Raw genomic sequence first — 19,287 nt, forward strand, 5'->3', positions numbered from 1 at the left:
GCAGTGCCGAACCGCCTGAAGGCGCGCTCGCAAGTTCACGAATCGCGCGGAAGCCGCGCCTGTTGACGAACCGGCCGCGCGGCGGCCGCCAAGGATTGGAAAAGATGCTCGAGATCAAGAACCTGCACGTCGAAGTCGAGGGCAAGGAGATCCTCCGCGGGATCGACCTCTCCGTCGAGGACGGCACGGTGCACGCCATCATGGGCCCGAACGGCTCGGGCAAGTCGACGCTCTCCTACGTGCTCGCCGGCAAGGAGGAGTACGAGGTGACGGCCGGCGAGGTGCTCTTCAACGGACGGAACCTCCTCGAGATGGAGCCGGACGAGCGGGCCGCGGCGGGCGTGTTCCTGGCCTTCCAGTATCCGATCGAGATCCCGGGCGTCGGCACGATGACCTTCCTGCGCACCGCGCTCAATGCGCAGCGCAAGGCGCGCGGCGAGGGCGAACTCTCGACGCCGGAATTCATGCGGCTCGTGCGCGAGGCCGCCCAGCGGCTCAACATCTCCTCCGAGATGCTGAAGCGGCCGCTCAATGTCGGATTCTCCGGCGGCGAGAAGAAGCGCAACGAGATCCTGCAGATGGCGCTCCTCGCGCCGACCCTCTGCGTCATGGACGAGACCGATTCCGGCCTCGACATCGATGCGCTCAGGATCGTCGCCGAAGGGGTCAACGCGCTGCGCGCGCCGAACCGCTCCTTCGTCGTCATCACGCACTACCAGCGCCTCCTCAACCACATCGTGCCGGACGTGGTGCACGTGATGTCGCGCGGCCGGATCGTGCGGACCGGCGGTCCCGAGCTCGCCCTCGAGCTCGAGGAGAAGGGCTATGCCGACTATGTGGAGGAGGCTGCCTGATGGCCGAGCCGACCCGCATCCGCACCAAGGCCGAAGAGGCGCTGGCGAACCATTTCGCCGCGCTCGACGGCGACGACCCGATCCGGGAGATCCGGGCGACCGCGTTCGACGCGTTCCTTTCGAAGGGCCTGCCGCACCGGCGGATCGAGGACTGGAAGTATACGGACCTGCGCAACCTCATGCGCGAGGCGCCGGGACCGGCCGTTCCGGCCGGCATCGACGACGCCAGGGCGGCGCTCGCCGGAGCGGACGTCTTCGATGGCGTCGACCGTGCGCGCCTCGTGTTCGTGAACGGCGTCTTCATGCCGAGCCTCTCCGACATGGCGGGGGTCGCTGGCGACATCGAGTTCGCGTCGCTCAACGCCTTTCTCGCCCGCGGCGGCGCGGTCCTCGATCGCTTCGCGGGAACCGATCCGGGCGAGTCGCCGATCCTCGCGCTCAACAGCGCCTTCGTCCGCGACGGCGCGATCCTGCGCGTGAAGGACGGCGCGAAGCTCTCCCGCGCCGTCGAGATCGCGAACGTCTTCGCCGGGGGGAAGCCGGGGCTCCAGACGATGCGCCACCAGGTCCGGATCGGCCGGGGCGCGGAGGCCACCATCCTGGAGACCTTCTCCGGCCCCGACGGCGTGGCCTACCAGACCAACGCGGTGACCGAGGTCCAGGTCGACGCCGACGCCAGGGTCCGCTGGGTCGTCGCGCAGGAGGAGGGCGCCGAGGCCATCCACCTCCACATGCTGATCCCGCGGATCGCCGACCGGGCGGTGTTCGACCCGTTCAACTTCGCGACCGGCGCCAGGGTGGCCCGGGCGGAAATCCGGCTCGCCTTCGAGGGGGAGGCCGCCTCCGCAGGGATTCGCGGCATTGCGGTCGCGCGCGGCCGCCAGCACCTCGACGCGACGCTGATCGTCGACCACGCACTGCCGAACTGCACGAGCAAGGAACTCTTCAAGGCGGCCATAGGCGGCGAGGCGAAGGGCGTCTTCCAGGGCAAGATCATCGTCAGGCCCGATGCGCAGAAGACGGACGGCCAGATGATGAGCCAGGCGCTGCTCCTCTCCGACGGGGCGGAGTTCTCCAACAAGCCCGAGCTCGAGATCTTCGCCGACGACGTCATCTGCGGCCACGGCGCCACCTGCGGGCAGATCGACGAGGACATGCTCTTCTTCCTGCGCTCGCGCGGCATCGACAAATCCGAGGCGGAACGCCTGCTGATCCAGGCGTTCCTGGCGGAGGCGATCGAGGAGATCGGCGAGGAGGCCGTGGTCTCGGCGCTCGAGGCCCGCACCCGGCACTGGCTCGGGGCCGAGCAGGAGGTTCTCTCAGCGTGACCCCGAACGGCGCCTACGACGTCGAGGCGATCCGCCGCGACTTTCCGATCCTGTCGCGCACGGTCTACGGCAAGCCGCTCGTCTATCTCGACAGCGGCGCGTCGGCCCAGAAGCCGCTGGCGGTGCTCGATGCGGTCACCCGCGCCTACACGCAGGAATATGCGAACGTCCATCGCGGGCTCCATTTCCTTTCGAACGCCGCGACGGAAGCCTATGAGAACGCGCGCGGAATCGTGCGCGGCTTCCTGAACGCGCCGTCCGCCGACGAGATCGTCTTCACGCGCTCCTCGACCGAGGCGATCAACCTCGTCGCGCAGTCCTTCGGGGGCATGCGGATCGGCGAGGGCGACGAGATCGTGATCTCGCTCCTCGAGCACCATTCCAACATCGTGCCCTGGCACTTCTTCCGGGAGCGCCGCGGCGCCGTCATCAGGTGGATCCCCGTCCACGACGACGGCTCGCTCGACATGGAGGCGTTCGAGCGCCTCCTCGGGCCGCGCACCAGAATGGTCGCGGTGACGCACATGTCGAACGTGACCGGGACGATCGTGCCCGTGGCGGAGATCTGCCGGCTCGCGCATGAGCGCGGCATCCCGGTCCTCGTCGACGGCAGCCAGTCGGCGGTCCACCTGCCGATCGACGTGCAGGCGCTCGGCTGCGACTTCTTCGTCTTCACCGGGCACAAGACCTACGGCCCGACCGGCATCGGCGTGCTGTGGGCCAGGCGGGAGCATCTCGAGGCGATGCCGCCCTTTCTCGGCGGCGGCGAGATGATCCGCGACGTGACCGAGGACTGGGTCACCTACGGCGATCCTCCGCAAAAATTCGAGGCCGGAACGCCGCCGATCGTGCAGGCGATCGGGCTGGGCGCGGCGCTGCAGTACATGGAATCGGTCGGTCGCGAGGCGATCGCGGCGCACGAGGCGGACCTTGCGCGCTATGCCCACGAGCGGCTCGAGGCGATGAACTTCATCCGCATCTTCGGCCATGCGCCGGGGAAGGGAGCGATCATCGCCTTCGAGATGCAGGGCGCGCACGCCCATGACGTCGCGACGATCATCGATCGGGAAGGAATCGCGGTGCGCGCCGGCACGCATTGCGCTCAGCCGCTCCTCGCCCGCTTCGGCGTGACCTCGACCTGCCGCGCCTCGTTCGGGCTCTATAATACCCGGGAAGAAGTCGATACCCTTGTGAAGGGGCTGAGCAAGGCCCATTCTTTCTTCGCGTGACGAGAACGGCATGATCGACAGCACCGAGACGACCGCGGCCCCCGAGGCCGAGGAAGCTGCACCGAACGCGATCGCGGTCGAGGGCGGCAGCATTCCGACCGACGAGCTGGAACGGCTCACCTCCGACATCGTGGGCGCGCTGAAGACCGTCTACGATCCGGAGATTCCGGCCGACATCTACGAGCTCGGGCTCATCTACAAGGTCGACATCGACGACGACCGCCAGGTCAACATCGACATGACGCTGACCGCGCCGGGCTGCCCCGTCGCGGGCGAGATGCCGAGCTGGGTCGAAGACGCGGTCGGTGCCGTCGCCGGCGTCTCGGGCGTCAGGGCGAACATCGTCTTCGATCCCCCCTGGTCGCCGGACCGCATGTCCGAGGAGGCGAAGACGGCGATCGGATGGTGGTGACGACGCACCCTTCCGCCGTACTGGATTTCCTGTCGCTCAGTTCATAGATTTCCGCCATGGCACTTCCAGGCAGATTCCAGGTCATACGCCTCACCGACGCGGCGGCCGTGCGCGTGCGAGAGATCGTCGCCAACGCGGGCGGTGCGACGGCCGGCATCCGCATCGGCGTGAAGAACGGCGGCTGCGCCGGCATGGAATACACGGTCAAGCTCGCCGAAGAGGCCGCCAAGGGCGACGATGTCGTCGACCTCGGCACCGCCAAGGTGTTCGTCGATCCCGCCGCCACCTTGTTCCTGCTCGGCACCGAGATGGATTACGAGGAGACCAAGCTCCGGTCGGGCTTCGTCTTCAACAATCCGAACCAGGTCTCGGCCTGCGGCTGCGGCGAATCGGTGACGCTGAGGGCGGCCGATCCATCCGCGCTCCAGGCGCAGCAGGCCTAGGCGCGCGGCTCGCCCGGCCGGATGGATCTCTTCGATCGGCTGCGCACGGGGGCCGAAGCCGAGTGGCGGGCCTATACACGGCACGAATTCGTCCGCGGGATGGGGACCGGCACGCTGCCGGAAAGCGCGTTCCGCCACTATCTCGTGCAGGACTATCTGTTCCTGATCCATTTCGCGCGCGCCTACGCGCTGGCCGTCTACAAGGGTCGCTCGCTCGCGGAGATGCGCGGGGCGCATGAGGGGCTGAAGGCCATTCTCGACGTGGAGATGGGCCTCCATGTCCGGCTTGCGGCCTCCTGGGGCATCACTGCGGGAGATCTCGAGGCCGCGCCAGAGGCGCGCGCGACGATGGCCTATACGCGCTTCGTGCTGGAGGCGGGGTTGCGCGGCGATCTCCTGGACCTTCACGTTGCGCTTGCGCCCTGCGTGGTCGGCTATGCGGAGATCGCGCGCGATCTGGCGGGCTCGGCGAGCGGGGAGGGCAATCCCTACCGCGTCTGGATCGACGAATATGCCGGGCCGGCTTACCAGGATGTCGCGGCCGCCGCGCGTGCCGATCTCGACCGTCTGGCCGAGCGCGCGCTGACCGAGGCCCGGTTCCCCGACCTCCTGAAGCTCTTCGGCCAGGCTTGCCGGCTCGAGGCCGACTTCTGGCAGATGGGCCTCACGGGTGCGGACTGAACCACCATGGACCGCGACTTCATCAGGGACCTGTTCGCCCCCTTCGCCGACGTTTCCGTCCGCCGGATGTTCGGCGGCTTCGGCGTCTACCGGGACGGCCTCATGTTCGCGCTGGCAACAGGCGGCGAGATCTATGTGAAGGCCGATGCGGCGAGCCGCGCGATCTTCGAGGCGGCGGGCTCGTACCCGTTCGCCTATATGGCGAAGGAGCGCCGGGTCGAGACGTCCTACTGGCTCCTGCCGGCAGAGGCGCTCGACGATCCGGACGCGATGGCGCGCTATGCCGGCCTCGGCCTCGAGGCCGCGCTGCGGGCGCAGGCAGGGAAGGGGCGCAAGCCGAAGCGTGAGGTGTAAGAGGAGGCGGAAAGGCGCCTGCGCCTTCAGGCGTCCTCTGTCGTCTCCACGTTGCGCGGCAGCTTCACCGGGCGCAGCAGGAAGGCCGGCACGTGGTCGGCGAAGCCAACGGCCCGCGAGGCATCCTCGAGATCCTCCTCGCGCTCGCGCCGGCGCTCGCCGCGCCGATTCCGGCTCGGCTTCTCGTCGGAGCGCGCGCGCGGCTTCTCCGCCTTCGGCTCCGCAGCCGTTGCGACCGCTGCTTCGTCCTCGCCCGCCTCGGACTTGCCGCTCCTGCGGCGGCGGCGGGACTTCCGCCCCTCGCCGTCGGCCGAGAGTTCGTCCCCGGCGGGCTTGCCGCGGCTGCGGCCACGACCGCGCGGCACGTCCTCCTCTTCCCCGGCCGACCCGGAGAAGTCCGTTTCGCCCCAGGGGATTTCCTGCCCGATCAGCTTCTCGATGGCCTGGACATATTTCGTCTCGGGCTTCGTGACGATCGTCAGCGACTCGCCGGAGCGTCCGGCGCGCCCGGTGCGGCCGATGCGGTGGACATAGTCCTCGGCATGCGTGGGGACGTCGAAGTTGAAGACGTGGCTCACGGCCGGGATGTCGAGCCCGCGCGCGGCGACATCGCTTGCGACGAGGATCGCGATCTGGCCGTCGCGGAAGGCGTCGAGCGTCCTCAGGCGGGCGTGCTGGTCCATGTCGCCGTGCAGCGCCCCGGCCGAGTAGCCATGGCGCTCGAGCGAGCGGTGGAGCGTCGCCACGTCGCGCTTGCGGTTGCAGAAGACGATCGCGTTCTTGAGGTTCTCGGCGCCGTCGATGAGGCGGCGGAGCGTCGCCCGCTTGTCGTGCGGCTTGGAGCCCGAAGCGATGAGCTTCTGCGTGATGTTCTCGGCCGTGGAGGACGCCTTGGAGACCTCGATGCGAACCGGATCACGCAGGAACTTGGCGGCGAGTTCGCCGATCGCCGCCGGCATGGTCGCGGAGAACAGCATGGTCTGGCGCGTCGGCGGCAGCAGCTTCACGATCCGCTCGATATCCGGGATGAAGCCCATGTCGAGCATGCGGTCCGCCTCGTCGATGACGAGGAACTCGACCCCGGTCAGGAGCAGCCGCCCACGCTCGAAATGGTCGAGCAGCCGGCCCGGCGTCGCAATCAGGACGTCCGCGCCGCGCGTGATCTTCTTGTCCTGCTCATCGAACGAGACGCCGCCGATGAGGAGCGCCACGTTGAGCTTGTGGTTCACGCCGTAGCGGTCGAAGCTCTCCTGCACCTGGGCGGCGAGCTCGCGGGTCGGCTCCAGCACCAGGGTGCGCGGCATGCGCGCGCGGGCACGCCCCTGCTCGAGGATCGTGAGCATCGGCAGCGTGAAGGAGGCCGTCTTGCCGGTCCCCGTCTGCGCCAGCCCGAGCACGTCGCGCCGTGCGAGCACGTGCGGGATCGCCTGCTCCTGGATGGGAGTGGGGGTGGTGTAGCCGACCGCCTTGACGGCCGATACGACCTTGTCGCTTAATCCTAGATCGTCGAAGCTCATCTGAAGATGGGTTGGCGCGGGCGGAAGATCATCGCCGCGGCGCGAGTTCGAACTTGCGCGGAAAATAGGGACGGAAGGCGCCGAGTCAAGGCGCACCGACCGCATTCCGCCCGATCCGGCACGAAAATGTGCCGGTTCGGCCAGCCGTCCCGGCCTTTTCCCGCTCCGAACTTCAGATGTCGAGGTCGTGGGCGAAAGCCGCGCGCTCCTGGATGAAGGCGAAGCGGTCTTCGGGCTTGTTGCCCATCAGCCGGGTCACGGTGTCCTTCGTCAGCTGGATCTCGCCGTCCACGATGTCGACCCGGAGCAGCGTGCGCTTCTTCGGATCCATCGTCGTGTCCTTGAGCTGCTGCATCGGCATCTCGCCGAGACCCTTGAAGCGGCTGATCTCGATCTTGCCGCGGCCGTCGAATTCGTTCGCGATCAGCGCATCGCGGTGGGCGTCGTCGCGGGCATAGAGCACCTTCGCGCCCTGCGCGATCCGGAAGAGCGGCGGGACGGCGAGGAAGAGATGGCCCTCGCGGACGAGCTCCGGCATCTCGCGGTAGAAGAACGTGATGAGGAGCGAGGCGATGTGGGCGCCGTCGACATCGGCGTCGGTCATGATGACGACCTTGCCGTAGCGGAGGTCGCCCTCCCGGTAGCGGGAGCCGGTTCCGCAGCCGAGCGCCTGGACGAGATCCGCGAGCTGCTGGTTCTGGACCACCTTGTCGCGGCCGGCATTCGCGACATTGAGGATCTTGCCGCGCAGCGGCAGCACCGCCTGCGTGCGCCGGTCGCGCGCCTGCTTCGCCGAGCCGCCGGCGGAATCGCCTTCCACGATGAAGAGCTCGGTTTCGTCGCGCGCGCTCGCGCTGCAATCGGCGAGCTTGCCCGGAAGCCGGAGCTTCTGCGTCGCGGTCTTGCGGGCGACCTCCTTTTCGCGGCGCCGGGCCAGCCGCTCGTCCGCGCGCTCGATGACCCAGTCGAGCAGCTGGCCGGCCTGGCTCGGCGAGGCGGTGAGCCAGTGCTCGAAGGAATCGCGGATGGCATTCTCCACGATGCGGCCGGCCTCGCCTGTCGCGAGCCGGTCCTTCGTCTGGCCGACGAACTCCGGCTCCCGGATGAAGACGGAGAGCATGCCGGCGCAGGCGACCAGGATGTCGTCGGAGGTGATCTGGGCGGCCCGCTTGTTGCCGATCATCTCGGCATAGGTCTTGAAGCCGCGCAGGAGCGCGCTCCGCAGCCCCGCTTCGTGCGTGCCGCCGTCCGGCGTCGGGATGGTGTTGCAATAGGAGCGGAGGAAGCCGTCGCCGGGATACCAGGCGATCGCCCATTCGACGGCGCCGTGCCCGCTCTGCTGCTTGGTGCGGCCGGCGAAGATCTCGCTTCCGATCAGCGTCTCGCCGGCGAGCTCCGCCTCGAGATAGTCCTTGAGGCCGCCCGGAAAGCGGAACACGGCCTTCTGCGGCACGGCCGGCTTGCCCTGGACGAGCGTCGGCGCGCACGACCAGCGGATCTCGACGCCGCCGAAGAGATAGGCCTTGGAACGCGCCGCGCGGAACAGGCGCTCCGGATCGAAGGCCGCGCCTTCGCCGAAGATCGCGGCATCGGGCCTGAAGCGGATGCGCGTGCCGCGGCGGTTCTGCACCTCGCCCGCCAGTTCGAGCCCGGAGGCCGGCTTGCCGCGCGAGAAGACCTGCCGGTAGAGCTTGCGGTCGCGCGCCACTTCCACCTCGAGCCATTCGGAGAGCGCGTTCACCACCGAGACGCCGACGCCGTGGAGGCCGCCGGAGGTCTCGTAGACCTTGGAATCGAACTTTCCGCCGGCATGGAGGGTGGTCATGATGACCTCCAGGGCGGACTTGTCCTTGAACTTCGGATGCGGGTCGACCGGGATGCCGCGCCCGTTGTCGGTCACCGAGAGCGTGCCGTCCCCTTCGAGCTCGACCTCGATCCACGAGGCGTGGCCGGCCACCGCCTCGTCCATCGAATTGTCGATCACCTCGGCGAAGAGATGGTGGAGCGCCTTCTCGTCGGTGCCGCCTATGTACATTCCGGGCCGGCGCCGCACCGGCTCCAGCCCTTCGAGAACCTCGATGTCCGCCGCCGTGTAAGCCTCGGCCGCGGGCGCGGACGCCCGCTCGGCGCGGCGTGCCGGCTTGCTGCGGGCCGGTTGCGATGCGGCCTCGGGGGCCGAGAAGAGGTCGTCCGATCTGTCCATCGGGCCCAGGTGGGAAGTCCGAATCAGAGGTTCAGTGTGACATGCCGGCGCTCGGAAGACGACCGTGGTTCGGCCTTTGTTCCAGGCCGGCGCCGCGTGATGCATAGAGGCTGCAGGGATGAAGGTCCACCCGGAGGCGCAAATCGGCGGCCGACATGCGGAGGGCGGTCGGCCAGGAGCGGGGGGCCAGAGCTTGACGGCAGGGCGGGTCCGGGACGCAAGAAGGCGGCTCCAAAGCCTGGTCGATGCTTTCGAGCCGCCTCTATACGGGTCTTCGGGTTTGTTCGACTCCCACCATTGCAAGGAGCCCGGTGGCTTCTGGGCCCATTCAAAGAGTCGGTCACGACCCGTGCGGGTTCAAATCAAACATCCGCAGTCCGCAGAATTCAGCGCTGAGCTCTCGAAGAGAGCGCTCAAACCTCCTCTTGCTCGCAGCACTTCGTTCGACGTTCTGCAGGCAGAATTGGTATTCGATTGTGGTGCCGTGTCTGGCCGATCGAGCGAGCCCGACTCGAACTCTACCCAATCGGCCCGATCTCCTCCGGAGGATTCATTTTCGTAGACCTCCTTTCATCGGAATGACTTGAGTCTACGCGGATCGGAGCGGCCGTCAAGCGCATCATGATGCGCGGAATCCTCCGCTCCCGAGGCGGCGCGCGAAAGGGCCGGCGTTGGTGACATTCGCGATCCGTATCGGCTCGGACCCTCGCTTCTTGGCGGACGTCGCACGGGCCGGGGAATGCGGCCTGTCCCGGGTGCCGTGCCGCTAGCGGTCGATCCGGCTCGTGAACCAGCGCGTCAGGCGGTTCCACACGTCGTTCTTCCCGACCTGGTCTTCGATGCCGTGCTCGAGATTGGGATTGTCGTTGATCTCGATGACGTAGACGCCGTTCTCGGTCTCCTTGAGATCGACGCCATAGAGGCCGTCGCCGATGAGGCTCGCAGCGCGCACGCCGGCATCGAGCACCTCCGGCGGCACCTTGTCGAGCGCGAAGGTCCGGAACCGGCCTTCCTCCGCGGTGCCGTCGGCGCGGTGGTGGACGATCTGCCAGTGCTTCTTCGCCATCTTGTACTGGCAGACGAAGAGCGGCTGCCCGGCGAGCACGCCGACGCGCCAGTCGAACTGGGTGGGGACGAATTTCTGCGCGAGCAGGAGATCGGTCTCCTTGAAGAATTCCGAGACGATGGCGCGCAGCTCCGCCATGGAATCCGCCTTGCGGACGCCGCGGCTGAACGAGCCGTCCGGGATCTTCACGACGACCGGGAAGCCCATCTGGTCCGCGACCTGCTCGAGGTCGCCGTCCTCCTGGATCACCATGGTTTCCGGGACGGGCAATCCCGCATGGGTGAGGCGTTCCCACAGATAGACCTTGTTGGTGCAGCGGATCATCGAGACGGGATCGTCGATGACCGGCATGCCCTCCTGTGCGGCGCGCCGGGCAAAGCGGTAGGTGTGGTTGCGGATCGAGGTCGTCTCGCGGATGAAGAGGGCGTCGAACTCGGCGATCCTCGCGAGATCCTTCCGCGTGATCGGCTCGACCTCCACGCCGAGCGGCGCCGCGACCTTGGCCCAATAGCGCAGCGTCTCCGCATTGCTGGGCGGCAGCTGCTCCTTCGGGTCGTAGAGGACCGCGACGGAATAGCGTGGCGTGTTGCGCGCCTTCGGCGCCCGCCACTTGCGCGCCGTGTAGGTCTTGAGCGCGTCGCTGAAGAGCGCCTTCTGCTCCGCCTTGAACTTGCCGACCGGCGTCAGCTCGATCTTCTGGATCCGCTGCCATTCGCCGGGTTTCAGTGTGACCGTCAGCGCGGGCGCGCGGAACCAGTCGAAGATCAGCTGCCCGAAGGCGGAGAGGCGTGGATCCTCCGTTCGGCCGAAGGCGACGAACAGAGCTTTCGGAACGTCTTCGCCGGCATTCCTCAAAGCCTGGTTGAGGCACTCCTCGAGCTCCGGGATCGCATGGGCGTAGTGCGTCCGGCTGCGCAGGTCGAGGATCGTCTCCACGCTCGGGAGCACGCGATGGCCGCGCGCCTCGGCGAGCAGCGAGCAATAATAGCCCTCGGTCTGATAATTGTAGGAACGGGCGAGATTGATCACCTTCTGCCGCGCGCCGGCGAACATGAAGGGGCGCGTCACGTAGTCCTCGGTCGAGATGACGACGTGCTGGACGTCGCGCGCGGCGAGATCGCGCCGCTGACCGAGGACGATGACCCAGCTGTCCATCTCAGGCCGCGATCGGCGATGAGGCGGGGAGGGCATCCTCGCCGAAGGCACGCCGGTAGAGCAACGCCGGAGCCCCGTCGGCGTAGAACGCGGGCCGGACGCCCGTCCGCTGGTAGCCTCGGCGCTCGTAGAGGCCGATGGCGCGCGGATTGTCCGGCCGCACCTCGAGCCGGAGGCCCGCCTTGCCCGCGTGGCGCGCGGCATGCTCGGCCGCCGCGAGGAGAAGTCCGCCGATCCCGCGGCCGGCGTGGCCGGGCCCGACTGCGATCGAGTGCAGCCGCGCAAGCGGGCTCGTGCGCCGTGTCAGGATGAGCGCGTAACCGGCTATGACGCCGTCGTCTTCGGCGACCACAAGCCGTGCGCTTCGGTTCGCCAGATGGCGCTTCAGGCTTCTGCGGGAAAGCCGGTCGGACTGGAAGGCGGCCGTCTCGATCGCCTCGAGCGAATCGAGATCCGCCGCCGTTCCGGTCCTCAGGATGGGGGATTGGTCGACCATTTCGGGCTGCAGCGCCGGGAAGACTTTCGGTAGTGGAGGTAAGCGCTTACTGCGGCCACCCGGGGAGGCGAACCAAGCCGATACGGTCGCGTCAGTGCACCTAGATGAGCGAAGCCAGGGCGGGATTCAACTGGCTTGCCGCCCGGCGGTTCCGAAATTCTTCCGGTCGCGCCGGGCGGAACGCCGGCGTGCGAAGTGATTGCGCAATGCGGAAAGGCCGAACTACTCTGCGGTTTGGCACGCCGGTCCGGTCGTGACCCGGCGGAGCAAGGAGGTCCTCATGCGACACCATCTTCTGAAGCCGCTCGCCGGGCTCGCTTTGGCGGTCCTGATGACGTCGGCCGCCTCCGCGGAGGTGGTCTACACGCGGGGCAACGACGCCGATCCCGAAACCCTCGACCAGCACAAGACCTCGACCATCTCGGAGGCGAACGTCCTCAGGGACATGTACGAGGGGCTCGTGGTCTACGACGCGAAGGCGAAGGTGGTGCCGGGGGTCGCGGAGAGCTGGACCGTATCGGATGACGGCCTCACCTATACCTTCAAGCTCCGCACCGACGCCAAATGGTCGAACGGCGATCCGGTCACCGCCGGGGACTTCGTCTTCTCGCTGCAGCGGATCATGAACGCTGAGACCGGCGCCAAGTACGCCAACATCCTCTATCCCATCAAGAATGCGGAGAAGCTGAACAAGGGCGAGGCGAAGCCTGAGGAACTCGGGGTGAGGGCGGTCGACGACCACACGCTCGAGATCGTGCTCGAGAACCCGACGCCCTACTTCCTGGAACTCCTGACGCACCAGACCGGGCTGCCGGTGAACAAGGCGGCGGTCGAGAAGTTCGGCACGGACTTCGTGAAGGCCGGGAACATCGTCACGAACGGCGCCTACACGCTCCAGGAGTTCACGCCGAACGACAAGATCGTGCTCGTGAAGAACAAGGAATTCCACGACGCGGCGGACGTCAAGATCGACAAGGTCGTCTTCATCCCGTTCGAGGACCGCTCGGCCTGCCTCCGCCGCTTCGAGGCGGGCGAGGTGCAGTCCTGCTCCGACATTCCGGCCGAGCAGATGGACTACGTGAAGGAGAAGCTCGGCGACCAGGTGCACATCGCGCCCTATCTCGGCACGTATTACTACGCGATCAAGGCGGACAAGGATAAGTTCAGCGACCTGCGGGTGCGCCGGGCGCTCTCCATGGCGATCGACCGCGAGTTCGTCGCCGACGAGATCTGGGCGGGCGCCATGCTGCCGGCCTATTCCTTCGTCCCGCCCGGCATCGGCAATTACGGCGAGCCGGCCTATGCCGACTACAAGGACATGGACCAGCTCGACCGCGAGGACGAGGCGAAGAAGCTGCTCGAGGAGGCCGGCTACGGCCCCGGCAAGCCGCTCCGGGTCGAGATCCGCTACAATACCGGCGAGAACCACAAGAACACGGCGACCGCGATCGCCGACATGTGGAAGACGATCGGCGTCGAGACCAGCTTCGTCAACGTGGACGGCGCCACCCATTACGCCTATCTGCGCGACAAGGGCGATTTCGACATCGCGCGCGCCGGGTGGATCGGCGACTATTCCGACCCGCAGAACTTCCTGTTCCTGGTCGAGAGCGACAATACCGGCTTCAACTACGCGAACTACAAGAACCCCGAATACGACAAGCTGATGGACGAGGCGGCGACCACCACCGATTTGCAGAAGCGCGCCGGGATCCTGAAGCAGGCGGAAGCGATCTTCATGCGCGACCTGCCCTATATCCCCCTCCTCTATTATTCCTCGCTGAGCCTCGTCTCCGACAGGCTGACGGGGTGGGAGGACAACATCCAGAACGCGCATGCCACACGCTGGATGAGCCTCTCGCAGTAGCGGCCGCGCCGGGAGGCTCGCCCTCCCGGCCTCCTGCGATGGACGGAAAGCGGACAGCATCGCGGATCGGCGGACCCGCTGCGGCGGGGCGGGGCGAGGGCGGCTGATGCTCCGCTATGTCCTCCGCCGGATGGGAAGTGCGGTCCCCACGCTCTTCATCATCATCACCGTCTCGTTCTTCCTCATGCGCATCGCGCCGGGCGGCCCGTTCAATCTCGAGCGGCCGCTCGAGGCGAAGGTGATGGAGAACCTCAACCGCATCTACAATCTCGACAAGCCGCTCTGGCAGCAATACCTGCTCTATCTGCGCAATCTCGCCCGCGGCGATCTCGGCCCGAGCTTCGTCTACCGCGACTTCTCGGTCGGCGACCTCTTCGCGAACGGCCTTCCCGTCTCGATCCAGATCGGCGCCGCCGCCCTCCTGCTCGCGCTCCTCGTCGGCACCGCGCTCGGCGCCTTCGCGGCGCTCAGGCAGAACTCGCCGCTCGATTATCTCGTCGTCGGCGTCGCCACGTTCGGGATCACGATTCCGCCCTTCGTGGTCGCGCCGATCCTCTCGCTGGTCTTCGGCGTGATGCTCGGCTGGCTGCCGGCGGGCGGCTGGGGCAACGGCGCGCTCGCGAACAAGGTGCTGCCGGTCATCACGCTCGCGCTGCCGCAGATCGCGATCGTGGCGCGGCTCATCCGCGGCGCCACGATCGAGGCGCTCCGCTCCGACCATGTCCGCACCGCGCGGGCCTACGGGCTGCCGACCCGCGTCGTCGTGGTCGTGCATGCGCTCCGCGCGGCCGTCCTGCCGGTCGTGTCCTATCTCGGTCCGGCGGCGGCGGCCCTGCTGACGGGCTCGATCGTGGTGGAGACGATCTTCGGCATTCCCGGCATCGGCCGCTATTTCGTGCAGGCGGCGCTCAACCGCGACTATACGCTCGTGATGGGCACTGTCGTGGTCGTCTCCATCTTCGTCGTCCTCTTCAACCTGCTGGTCGATCTCCTCTATGCGGTGCTCGACCCGCGTGTCCGCTACGACTGAAGCCGGTGTCGATCGCTCTCGAGCCCATTCCGCTCGACGCCCCGGTCCGGGGCCGCTCGCTCTGGCAGGACGCCTGGGCGAGGCTCAAGCGGAACAAGGCCGCCGTCGGGAGCGCCGCCATCCTTCTCGTGATGGCGCTCGCGAGCATCGTCGGACCGTGGCTGTGGCCGCATCCCTACGACCGGGTCTACCCGCAATATGTGCGGATGCCGGCGAGCCTCGAACCCTATCCGCGCGAGGAGCGGGTCCTGCCCGAGCTGGAGCAGACCCTGAAGCGCGGCCGCGTCGACGTCATCGCCGTCGAGATGACCGATAGCGGGGTGCGCGCGGAGATCGCCTCCGAGCGCGGCATCGACCCGCGCATCACCCGCTACGTGGCGCGCAACGACCTCTTCTCGAATCCCCGGATCGCCGGGACGAGCGCCGACGGCAAGTCCGCAGTGATCGAGGCGGATGTCGCCCGGCTGCGCTTCATCGCCGGCACCGACGCGAACGGGCGGGACCTCTTCGCCCGGATCCTCATCGCGATCCGCATCTCGCTCACGATCGGGCTGCTCGCGACCTTCGTCGCGCTTCTCATCGGCGTCGCCTACGGCGCGACGGCGGGCTTTCTCGGCGGCCGCGTCGACAACGTGATGATGCGCGTGGTCGACATCCTCTATTCGCTCCCGTTCATCTTCTTCGTGATCCTCCTCGTCGTGTTCTTCGGCCGGAACTTCGTGCTGATGTTCATCGCCGTCGGCGCGATCGAATGGCTCGACATGGCGCGCATCGTGCGCGGGCAGACGCTTTCGCTGAAGCGCCGGGAATTCGTCCAGGCGGCGGAGGCGCTCGGCGTCTCCAACCGGGCGATCGTCCTGCGCCACATCATTCCGAACACGCTCGGACCGGTCGCCGTCTACATGACGCTGCTCGTTCCGAAGGTGATCCTGCTCGAGAGCTTCCTCTCCTTTCTCGGCCTCGGGGTCCAGGAGCCGCTCACGAGCCTCGGCGTGCTCATTGCGGAAGGAGCCCGCAACATCCAGGGCGCCCGCTGGCTGCTTCTCTATCCCTCGGTCGCGCTCGCGCTCATCCTCTTCGCGCTCAACTTCATCGGCGACGGCCTGCGCGACGCGCTCGACCCGAAGGAACGCTGAGATGAGCGGCGACCCGATCCTGTCGGTGCGCGACCTGCATGTCAGGTTCGCGCTGGCGAGCGGCGAGGTTCATGCCGTGCGCGGCGTCGATCTCGACGTGCAAGCGGGCGAGACGGTCGCGATCGTGGGGGAGTCCGGCTCAGGCAAGAGCCAGACGGCGATGGCCGCGATGGGGCTTCTCGCATCAAACGGAAAGGCGGCCGGCCGCATCCTCTATCGCGGCGAGGACCTCCTGAAGCTCGGTCCGCGCCGGCTCGACCGCATCCGAGGCGACCGGATCACGATGATCTTCCAGGAGCCGATGACCTCGCTCGATCCGCTCTACAGGATCGGGCGGCAGATCGCCGAGCCGATGATCCATCACCGCGGCCTCGGCGCAAGGGCGGCTCGCGCGCGGGCGATCGAGCTTCTCCGTCTCGTCAGGATGCCGCATCCGGAACGGCGCATCGATGCCTATCCGCACGAGCTTTCGGGCGGGCAGCGCCAGCGGGTGATGATCGCGATGGCGCTCGCGAACGACCCGGACATATTGATCGCCGACGAGCCCACGACCGCGCTCGACGTGACGATCCAGGCGCAGATCCTCGAACTCCTCAAGGATCTCCAGGCCAGGCTCGGCATGGCGATCGTCTTCATCACCCACGATCTCGGGATCGTCCGGCGCTTCGCGGACCGCGTCTGCGTGATGCGGGCGGGCGAGGTGGTGGAGACGGGCCGGGTCGAGCCGATCTTCGCCGACCCGAAGGCGGCCTATACGAAGATGCTTCTGGCGGCCGAGCCGACGGGACGCAAGAATCCCGTGCCGCCCGGCGCGCCCATCCTCCTCGAGGCGCGCAACCTCGCCGTCTCGTTCCATATCCCGGCCGGCTGGTTCGGCCGCTCGGCCTTCGAGCTCAAGGCGGTCGACCGGGTGACGCTCGCCCTCCGCCAGGGCCAGACGATCGGGATCGTCGGGGAATCGGGGTCGGGCAAGTCCACCCTCGGCCGTGCGCTTCTCCGCCTGATGGAGTCCGAAGGAACGATCCGGTTCGAAGGCCGCGACCTCCGGTCGATCGACCTCAGGCGAAATCCGGAGATCCGCCGCGAGCTCCAGATCGTGTTCCAGGATCCCTACGGCTCCCTTTCGCCGCGACTGACGGTCGGGCAGATCGTGACGGAGGGGCTCCTCGTCCACGAGCCCGGCCTCTCGCGGGCGGAGCGCGACAGGCGCGCCATCGCGGCGCTCGAGGAGGTGCGCCTCGATCCGGCGATGCGCGACCGCTATCCGCACGAATTTTCGGGCGGTCAGAGGCAGCGGATCGCCATTGCCCGGACGATGATCCTGAAGCCGCGCGTCGTGGTGCTCGACGAGCCGACCTCCGCGCTCGACCGCTCGGTGCAGAAGGAGATCGTCGACCTGCTGCGGGAGCTCCAGCGCGTGCACGACCTTTCCTACCTCTTCATCAGCCACGATCTCGCCGTCGTGCGCGCCCTTGCCGACGACGTGATCGTGATGCGGAACGGGCGGGTGGTCGAGCACGGGCCGGCCGACGACATCTTCGAGCATCCGCGCGACGGCTATACGCGGGCTTTGCTCTCCGCCGCCTTCGGCGGCTGGGCCGGCGGCGAGGAGCCGGAAATGCGGTCCGACGTGTCGACCGCCATGGACCTTTAGAGACCGGACGCGCATGCGCGCCGGCAAGCGAATCGCGGTAGAGCCTTCGGCGTCAACGATGTGCCGACGCGGCACCGCCCCGGAGCCCGCATGACCCGCGCCCCAGTGAAGACGAAGCTGCGCGTCGCCGTGCTCTTCGGCGGACGCTCGGCCGAGCATGACGTTTCGCTGATGTCGGCGACGAACGTGATGCGCGCGCTGGCGCCGGCGCGCTACGACGCGGTGCCGGTCTACATCACGCGCGAGGGCGTCTGGCTCCTGAGCTCGTTCGAGGGCGGGGCGCTGTCGAGGCCGGAGCGCGGAACGGAGGTCTGCCTGGTGCCCGGCGGGCGCGGCCGGATGCTTGCCCTTCCGGAAGGCGCGCCGGCCCGCGACCTGCCGAAGATCGACATGCTGTTTCCCGTGCTGCACGGGCTCCACGGCGAGGACGGATCGGTCCAGGGGCTGGCCGAGGTCGCGCGCGTGCCGCTCGCCGGATGCGGGATCCTCGGCTCGGCCGTGGCGCTCGACAAGGACATTGCGAAGCGGCTCCTCAGGGAGGCGGGCCTCGCCACCGCGCGCTCCGTGACCATCGAGGCGGCGAGCCCGCCCGGCTTCGCCGAGGTCGAGCGGGCGCTCGGGCTGCCGGTCTTCATCAAGCCGGCGCGGCAAGGCTCCTCAGTCGGGGTCAGCAAGGTCGCCGGGCCCGGCGAATTCCGGAAGGCGCTCGCGGAAGGCTTCAGGCACGACCGCAAGCTGCTCGCCGAAGAGTTTGTCCGCGGCCGCGAGATCGAATGCGCCGTGCTCGAGGACGTTGCGGGCGGCCTGTTCGTTTCGCGCCCCGGCGAGATCGTCCCCGCCGAGAGCCACGGCTTCTACAGCTACGATGCGAAATATGTCGATGCGGCCGGCGCGGCCCTGAAAGTCCCGGCCGATCTGCCGGAGGCGGTCGAGGGCCTGGTCAGGGAGATGGCCGGAAGGGCCTTCAGGGCGGCCGGCTGCGACGGCATGGCGCGCGTCGACTTCTTCGTGACGGCCGACATGCGGGTCCTCGTCAACGAGATCAACACGATTCCCGGTTTCACCGATATCAGCATGTATCCGAAGGCGATGGCGGCGAGCGGCGTCGGCTATGCCGAGATCATCGACCGGCTGGTGGAGCACGGGCTGGCACGGGCGCGCCGGACGGCCTGAGCGAGGCCTGCCGAGCTGGCACCGGCCGCGGCCGGCAGGCGGCGCTGCTTCGCGGCCGCCGCGGCCTAGATGATCTCGTCTGCGTAGTCGCCGTAGTCGATCGTCAGCTCCTCGCGCGCCCGGATCGGGCGGCGGGCGAAGAGCCGGATGGTACCGCGCGCTTCGTCGAGGGCGAAGTCGCAGGTCGGATCGCTGTCGTGGTTGATGAAGGAGATGGGCCCGATCGCGAGCGCGCACCACGGCACCTGGGATCCGGCTTCGTCGTCGCGAAGATAGAAGACGTAATCCTTCATGGAGGTGCGCCGGACGATCTCCATCTCGTCCGGCGACAGGATCAGGATGGGACACTCGGCGATCAACTCGCCCGGGTCCGCGCACCGCGTGCTGAAACATCCGTCGCCGTGAACCTGCGACGGCGCTATCGCCAGACCCATCTCGGCCTCGCCCTTGGTCAATTGGCCAAAGTTCAAGCACAATGCCGCGCATACGCAAGTGTTCCTGCCGCCAATGCGGACCGCAGGGGAGAATTTCCGCTTCGCGGCGGAACCGGATCGGCGCTGCCGCGGCCGCACGCGTGCCCTTCCGCCCTCACGGATCGCGGAGCGCGACTTCCCAATCGGTGACATGTGCGTGAGTCCGCTCAACGGGCCTCGACCCGGCCACCATATGGGGCGTAGTCGATGAGCCGA

Annotated in this window: 17 protein-coding genes; 12 read left to right on the forward strand and 5 right to left on the reverse strand. The window is 67.8% G+C overall.

Going from position 1 to position 19,287, the window contains the following annotated elements; genetic code table 11:
• Positions 1–104 precede the first annotated feature (104 nt).
• Genes sufC through E4O86_RS05670 form a run of 7 tightly spaced genes read left to right on the forward strand, consistent with a single transcriptional unit; the run spans position 105 to position 5,301 of the window.
• Positions 105–854, forward strand: a complete 750-nt coding sequence (sufC, locus tag E4O86_RS05640) for a Fe-S cluster assembly ATPase SufC (protein WP_161139546.1) — start codon at positions 105–107, stop codon at positions 852–854.
• The gene (gene sufD / locus E4O86_RS05645; protein ID WP_161139547.1) at positions 854–2,182 is read left to right on the forward strand and encodes a Fe-S cluster assembly protein SufD; all 1,329 of its coding nucleotides are present in this window, start codon (positions 854–856) and stop codon (positions 2,180–2,182) included. Before sufC ends, sufD begins: the two co-directional genes overlap by 1 nt.
• Positions 2,179–3,411 (forward strand): SufS family cysteine desulfurase, encoded by a 1,233-nt coding sequence (locus E4O86_RS05650; protein WP_161139548.1) that lies wholly within the window; start codon positions 2,179–2,181, stop codon positions 3,409–3,411. The genes sufD and E4O86_RS05650 overlap by 4 nt, the downstream gene beginning before the upstream one ends.
• Positions 3,412–3,421: 10 nt before the next feature.
• On the forward strand, positions 3,422–3,823 hold the full coding sequence (locus E4O86_RS05655; RefSeq protein WP_161139549.1) for an SUF system Fe-S cluster assembly protein: 402 nt from the start codon (positions 3,422–3,424) through the stop codon (positions 3,821–3,823).
• A 56-nt stretch (positions 3,824–3,879) separates the two neighbouring features.
• Complete coding sequence (sufA, locus tag E4O86_RS05660; RefSeq protein ID WP_161139550.1) at positions 3,880–4,266, forward strand: Fe-S cluster assembly scaffold SufA; 387 nt, start codon at positions 3,880–3,882, stop codon at positions 4,264–4,266.
• A 21-nt stretch (positions 4,267–4,287) separates the two neighbouring features.
• Complete coding sequence (gene tenA / locus E4O86_RS05665) at positions 4,288–4,947, forward strand: thiaminase II (RefSeq protein WP_161139551.1); 660 nt, start codon at positions 4,288–4,290, stop codon at positions 4,945–4,947.
• A 6-nt stretch (positions 4,948–4,953) separates the two neighbouring features.
• The gene (locus E4O86_RS05670; RefSeq protein ID WP_161139552.1) at positions 4,954–5,301 is read left to right on the forward strand and encodes a TfoX/Sxy family protein; all 348 of its coding nucleotides are present in this window, start codon (positions 4,954–4,956) and stop codon (positions 5,299–5,301) included.
• Between the two features lie 26 nt (positions 5,302–5,327).
• Here E4O86_RS05670 and E4O86_RS05675 read toward each other — a convergent pair whose 3' ends face one another.
• The 4 genes from E4O86_RS05675 to E4O86_RS05690 all read right to left on the reverse strand — a co-directional run bounded on the left by E4O86_RS05675 (position 5,328) and on the right by E4O86_RS05690 (position 11,738).
• Complete coding sequence (locus E4O86_RS05675; RefSeq protein WP_161139553.1) at positions 5,328–6,818, reverse strand: DEAD/DEAH box helicase; 1,491 nt, start codon at positions 6,816–6,818, stop codon at positions 5,328–5,330.
• A gap of 172 nt (positions 6,819–6,990) precedes the next feature.
• On the reverse strand, positions 6,991–9,021 hold the full coding sequence (gene parE / locus E4O86_RS05680; protein ID WP_161139554.1) for a DNA topoisomerase IV subunit B: 2,031 nt from the start codon (positions 9,019–9,021) through the stop codon (positions 6,991–6,993).
• Positions 9,022–9,787: 766 nt separating this feature from the next.
• Complete coding sequence (locus E4O86_RS05685; RefSeq protein ID WP_161139555.1) at positions 9,788–11,242, reverse strand: RimK family protein; 1,455 nt, start codon at positions 11,240–11,242, stop codon at positions 9,788–9,790.
• Position 11,243: 1 nt separating this feature from the next.
• Complete coding sequence (locus E4O86_RS05690) at positions 11,244–11,738, reverse strand: GNAT family N-acetyltransferase (RefSeq protein WP_161139556.1); 495 nt, start codon at positions 11,736–11,738, stop codon at positions 11,244–11,246.
• Between the two features lie 280 nt (positions 11,739–12,018).
• Between E4O86_RS05690 and E4O86_RS05695 the strand changes: the two genes are divergently transcribed.
• The 5 genes from E4O86_RS05695 to E4O86_RS05715 all read left to right on the forward strand — a co-directional run bounded on the left by E4O86_RS05695 (position 12,019) and on the right by E4O86_RS05715 (position 18,598).
• A complete protein-coding gene (locus tag E4O86_RS05695) occupies positions 12,019–13,605 on the forward strand; it encodes a peptide ABC transporter substrate-binding protein (protein WP_161139557.1) in 1,587 nt (528 codons plus the stop codon).
• Between the two features lie 106 nt (positions 13,606–13,711).
• Positions 13,712–14,635, forward strand: a complete 924-nt coding sequence (oppB, locus tag E4O86_RS05700; protein WP_161139558.1) for an oligopeptide ABC transporter permease OppB — start codon at positions 13,712–13,714, stop codon at positions 14,633–14,635.
• 5 nt (positions 14,636–14,640) lie between these two features.
• Positions 14,641–15,771 (forward strand): ABC transporter permease subunit, encoded by a 1,131-nt coding sequence (locus E4O86_RS05705; protein WP_161139559.1) that lies wholly within the window; start codon positions 14,641–14,643, stop codon positions 15,769–15,771.
• Position 15,772: 1 nt separating this feature from the next.
• Positions 15,773–17,425 (forward strand): ABC transporter ATP-binding protein, encoded by a 1,653-nt coding sequence (locus E4O86_RS05710; protein WP_161139560.1) that lies wholly within the window; start codon positions 15,773–15,775, stop codon positions 17,423–17,425.
• A gap of 90 nt (positions 17,426–17,515) precedes the next feature.
• Positions 17,516–18,598, forward strand: a complete 1,083-nt coding sequence (locus E4O86_RS05715) for a D-alanine--D-alanine ligase family protein (protein WP_161139561.1) — start codon at positions 17,516–17,518, stop codon at positions 18,596–18,598.
• Positions 18,599–18,663: 65 nt separating this feature from the next.
• On the opposite strand, the gene E4O86_RS23915 is transcribed toward E4O86_RS05715, so the two are convergent.
• Positions 18,664–19,224 (reverse strand): SET domain-containing protein, encoded by a 561-nt coding sequence (locus E4O86_RS23915; RefSeq protein ID WP_343039104.1) that lies wholly within the window; start codon positions 19,222–19,224, stop codon positions 18,664–18,666.
• Between the last annotated feature and the right edge of the window lie 63 nt (positions 19,225–19,287).

It is taken from the genome of Propylenella binzhouense, assembly GCF_009866965.1.
Classification (GTDB): Bacteria; Pseudomonadota; Alphaproteobacteria; order Rhizobiales; family Afifellaceae; genus Propylenella; species Propylenella binzhouense.

Coding starts and splice junctions, on each gene's coding strand:
- E4O86_RS05715 (WP_161139561.1), top strand. CDS start 17,516: ATGACCCGCGCCCCAGTGAAGACGAAGCTGCGCGTCGCCGTGCTCTTC.
- E4O86_RS05710 (WP_161139560.1), top strand. CDS start 15,773: ATGAGCGGCGACCCGATCCTGTCGGTGCGCGACCTGCATGTCAGGTTC.
- E4O86_RS05655 (WP_161139549.1), top strand. CDS start 3,422: ATGATCGACAGCACCGAGACGACCGCGGCCCCCGAGGCCGAGGAAGCT.
- E4O86_RS05695 (WP_161139557.1), top strand. CDS start 12,019: ATGCGACACCATCTTCTGAAGCCGCTCGCCGGGCTCGCTTTGGCGGTC.
- E4O86_RS23915 (WP_343039104.1), bottom strand. CDS start 19,224: ATGTCACCGATTGGGAAGTCGCGCTCCGCGATCCGTGAGGGCGGAAGG.
- tenA (WP_161139551.1), top strand. CDS start 4,288: ATGGATCTCTTCGATCGGCTGCGCACGGGGGCCGAAGCCGAGTGGCGG.
- sufA (WP_161139550.1), top strand. CDS start 3,880: ATGGCACTTCCAGGCAGATTCCAGGTCATACGCCTCACCGACGCGGCG.
- parE (WP_161139554.1), bottom strand. CDS start 9,021: ATGGACAGATCGGACGACCTCTTCTCGGCCCCCGAGGCCGCATCGCAA.
- sufC (WP_161139546.1), top strand. CDS start 105: ATGCTCGAGATCAAGAACCTGCACGTCGAAGTCGAGGGCAAGGAGATC.
- E4O86_RS05670 (WP_161139552.1), top strand. CDS start 4,954: ATGGACCGCGACTTCATCAGGGACCTGTTCGCCCCCTTCGCCGACGTT.
- E4O86_RS05690 (WP_161139556.1), bottom strand. CDS start 11,738: ATGGTCGACCAATCCCCCATCCTGAGGACCGGAACGGCGGCGGATCTC.
- E4O86_RS05675 (WP_161139553.1), bottom strand. CDS start 6,818: ATGAGCTTCGACGATCTAGGATTAAGCGACAAGGTCGTATCGGCCGTC.
- sufD (WP_161139547.1), top strand. CDS start 854: ATGGCCGAGCCGACCCGCATCCGCACCAAGGCCGAAGAGGCGCTGGCG.
- oppB (WP_161139558.1), top strand. CDS start 13,712: ATGCTCCGCTATGTCCTCCGCCGGATGGGAAGTGCGGTCCCCACGCTC.
- E4O86_RS05685 (WP_161139555.1), bottom strand. CDS start 11,242: ATGGACAGCTGGGTCATCGTCCTCGGTCAGCGGCGCGATCTCGCCGCG.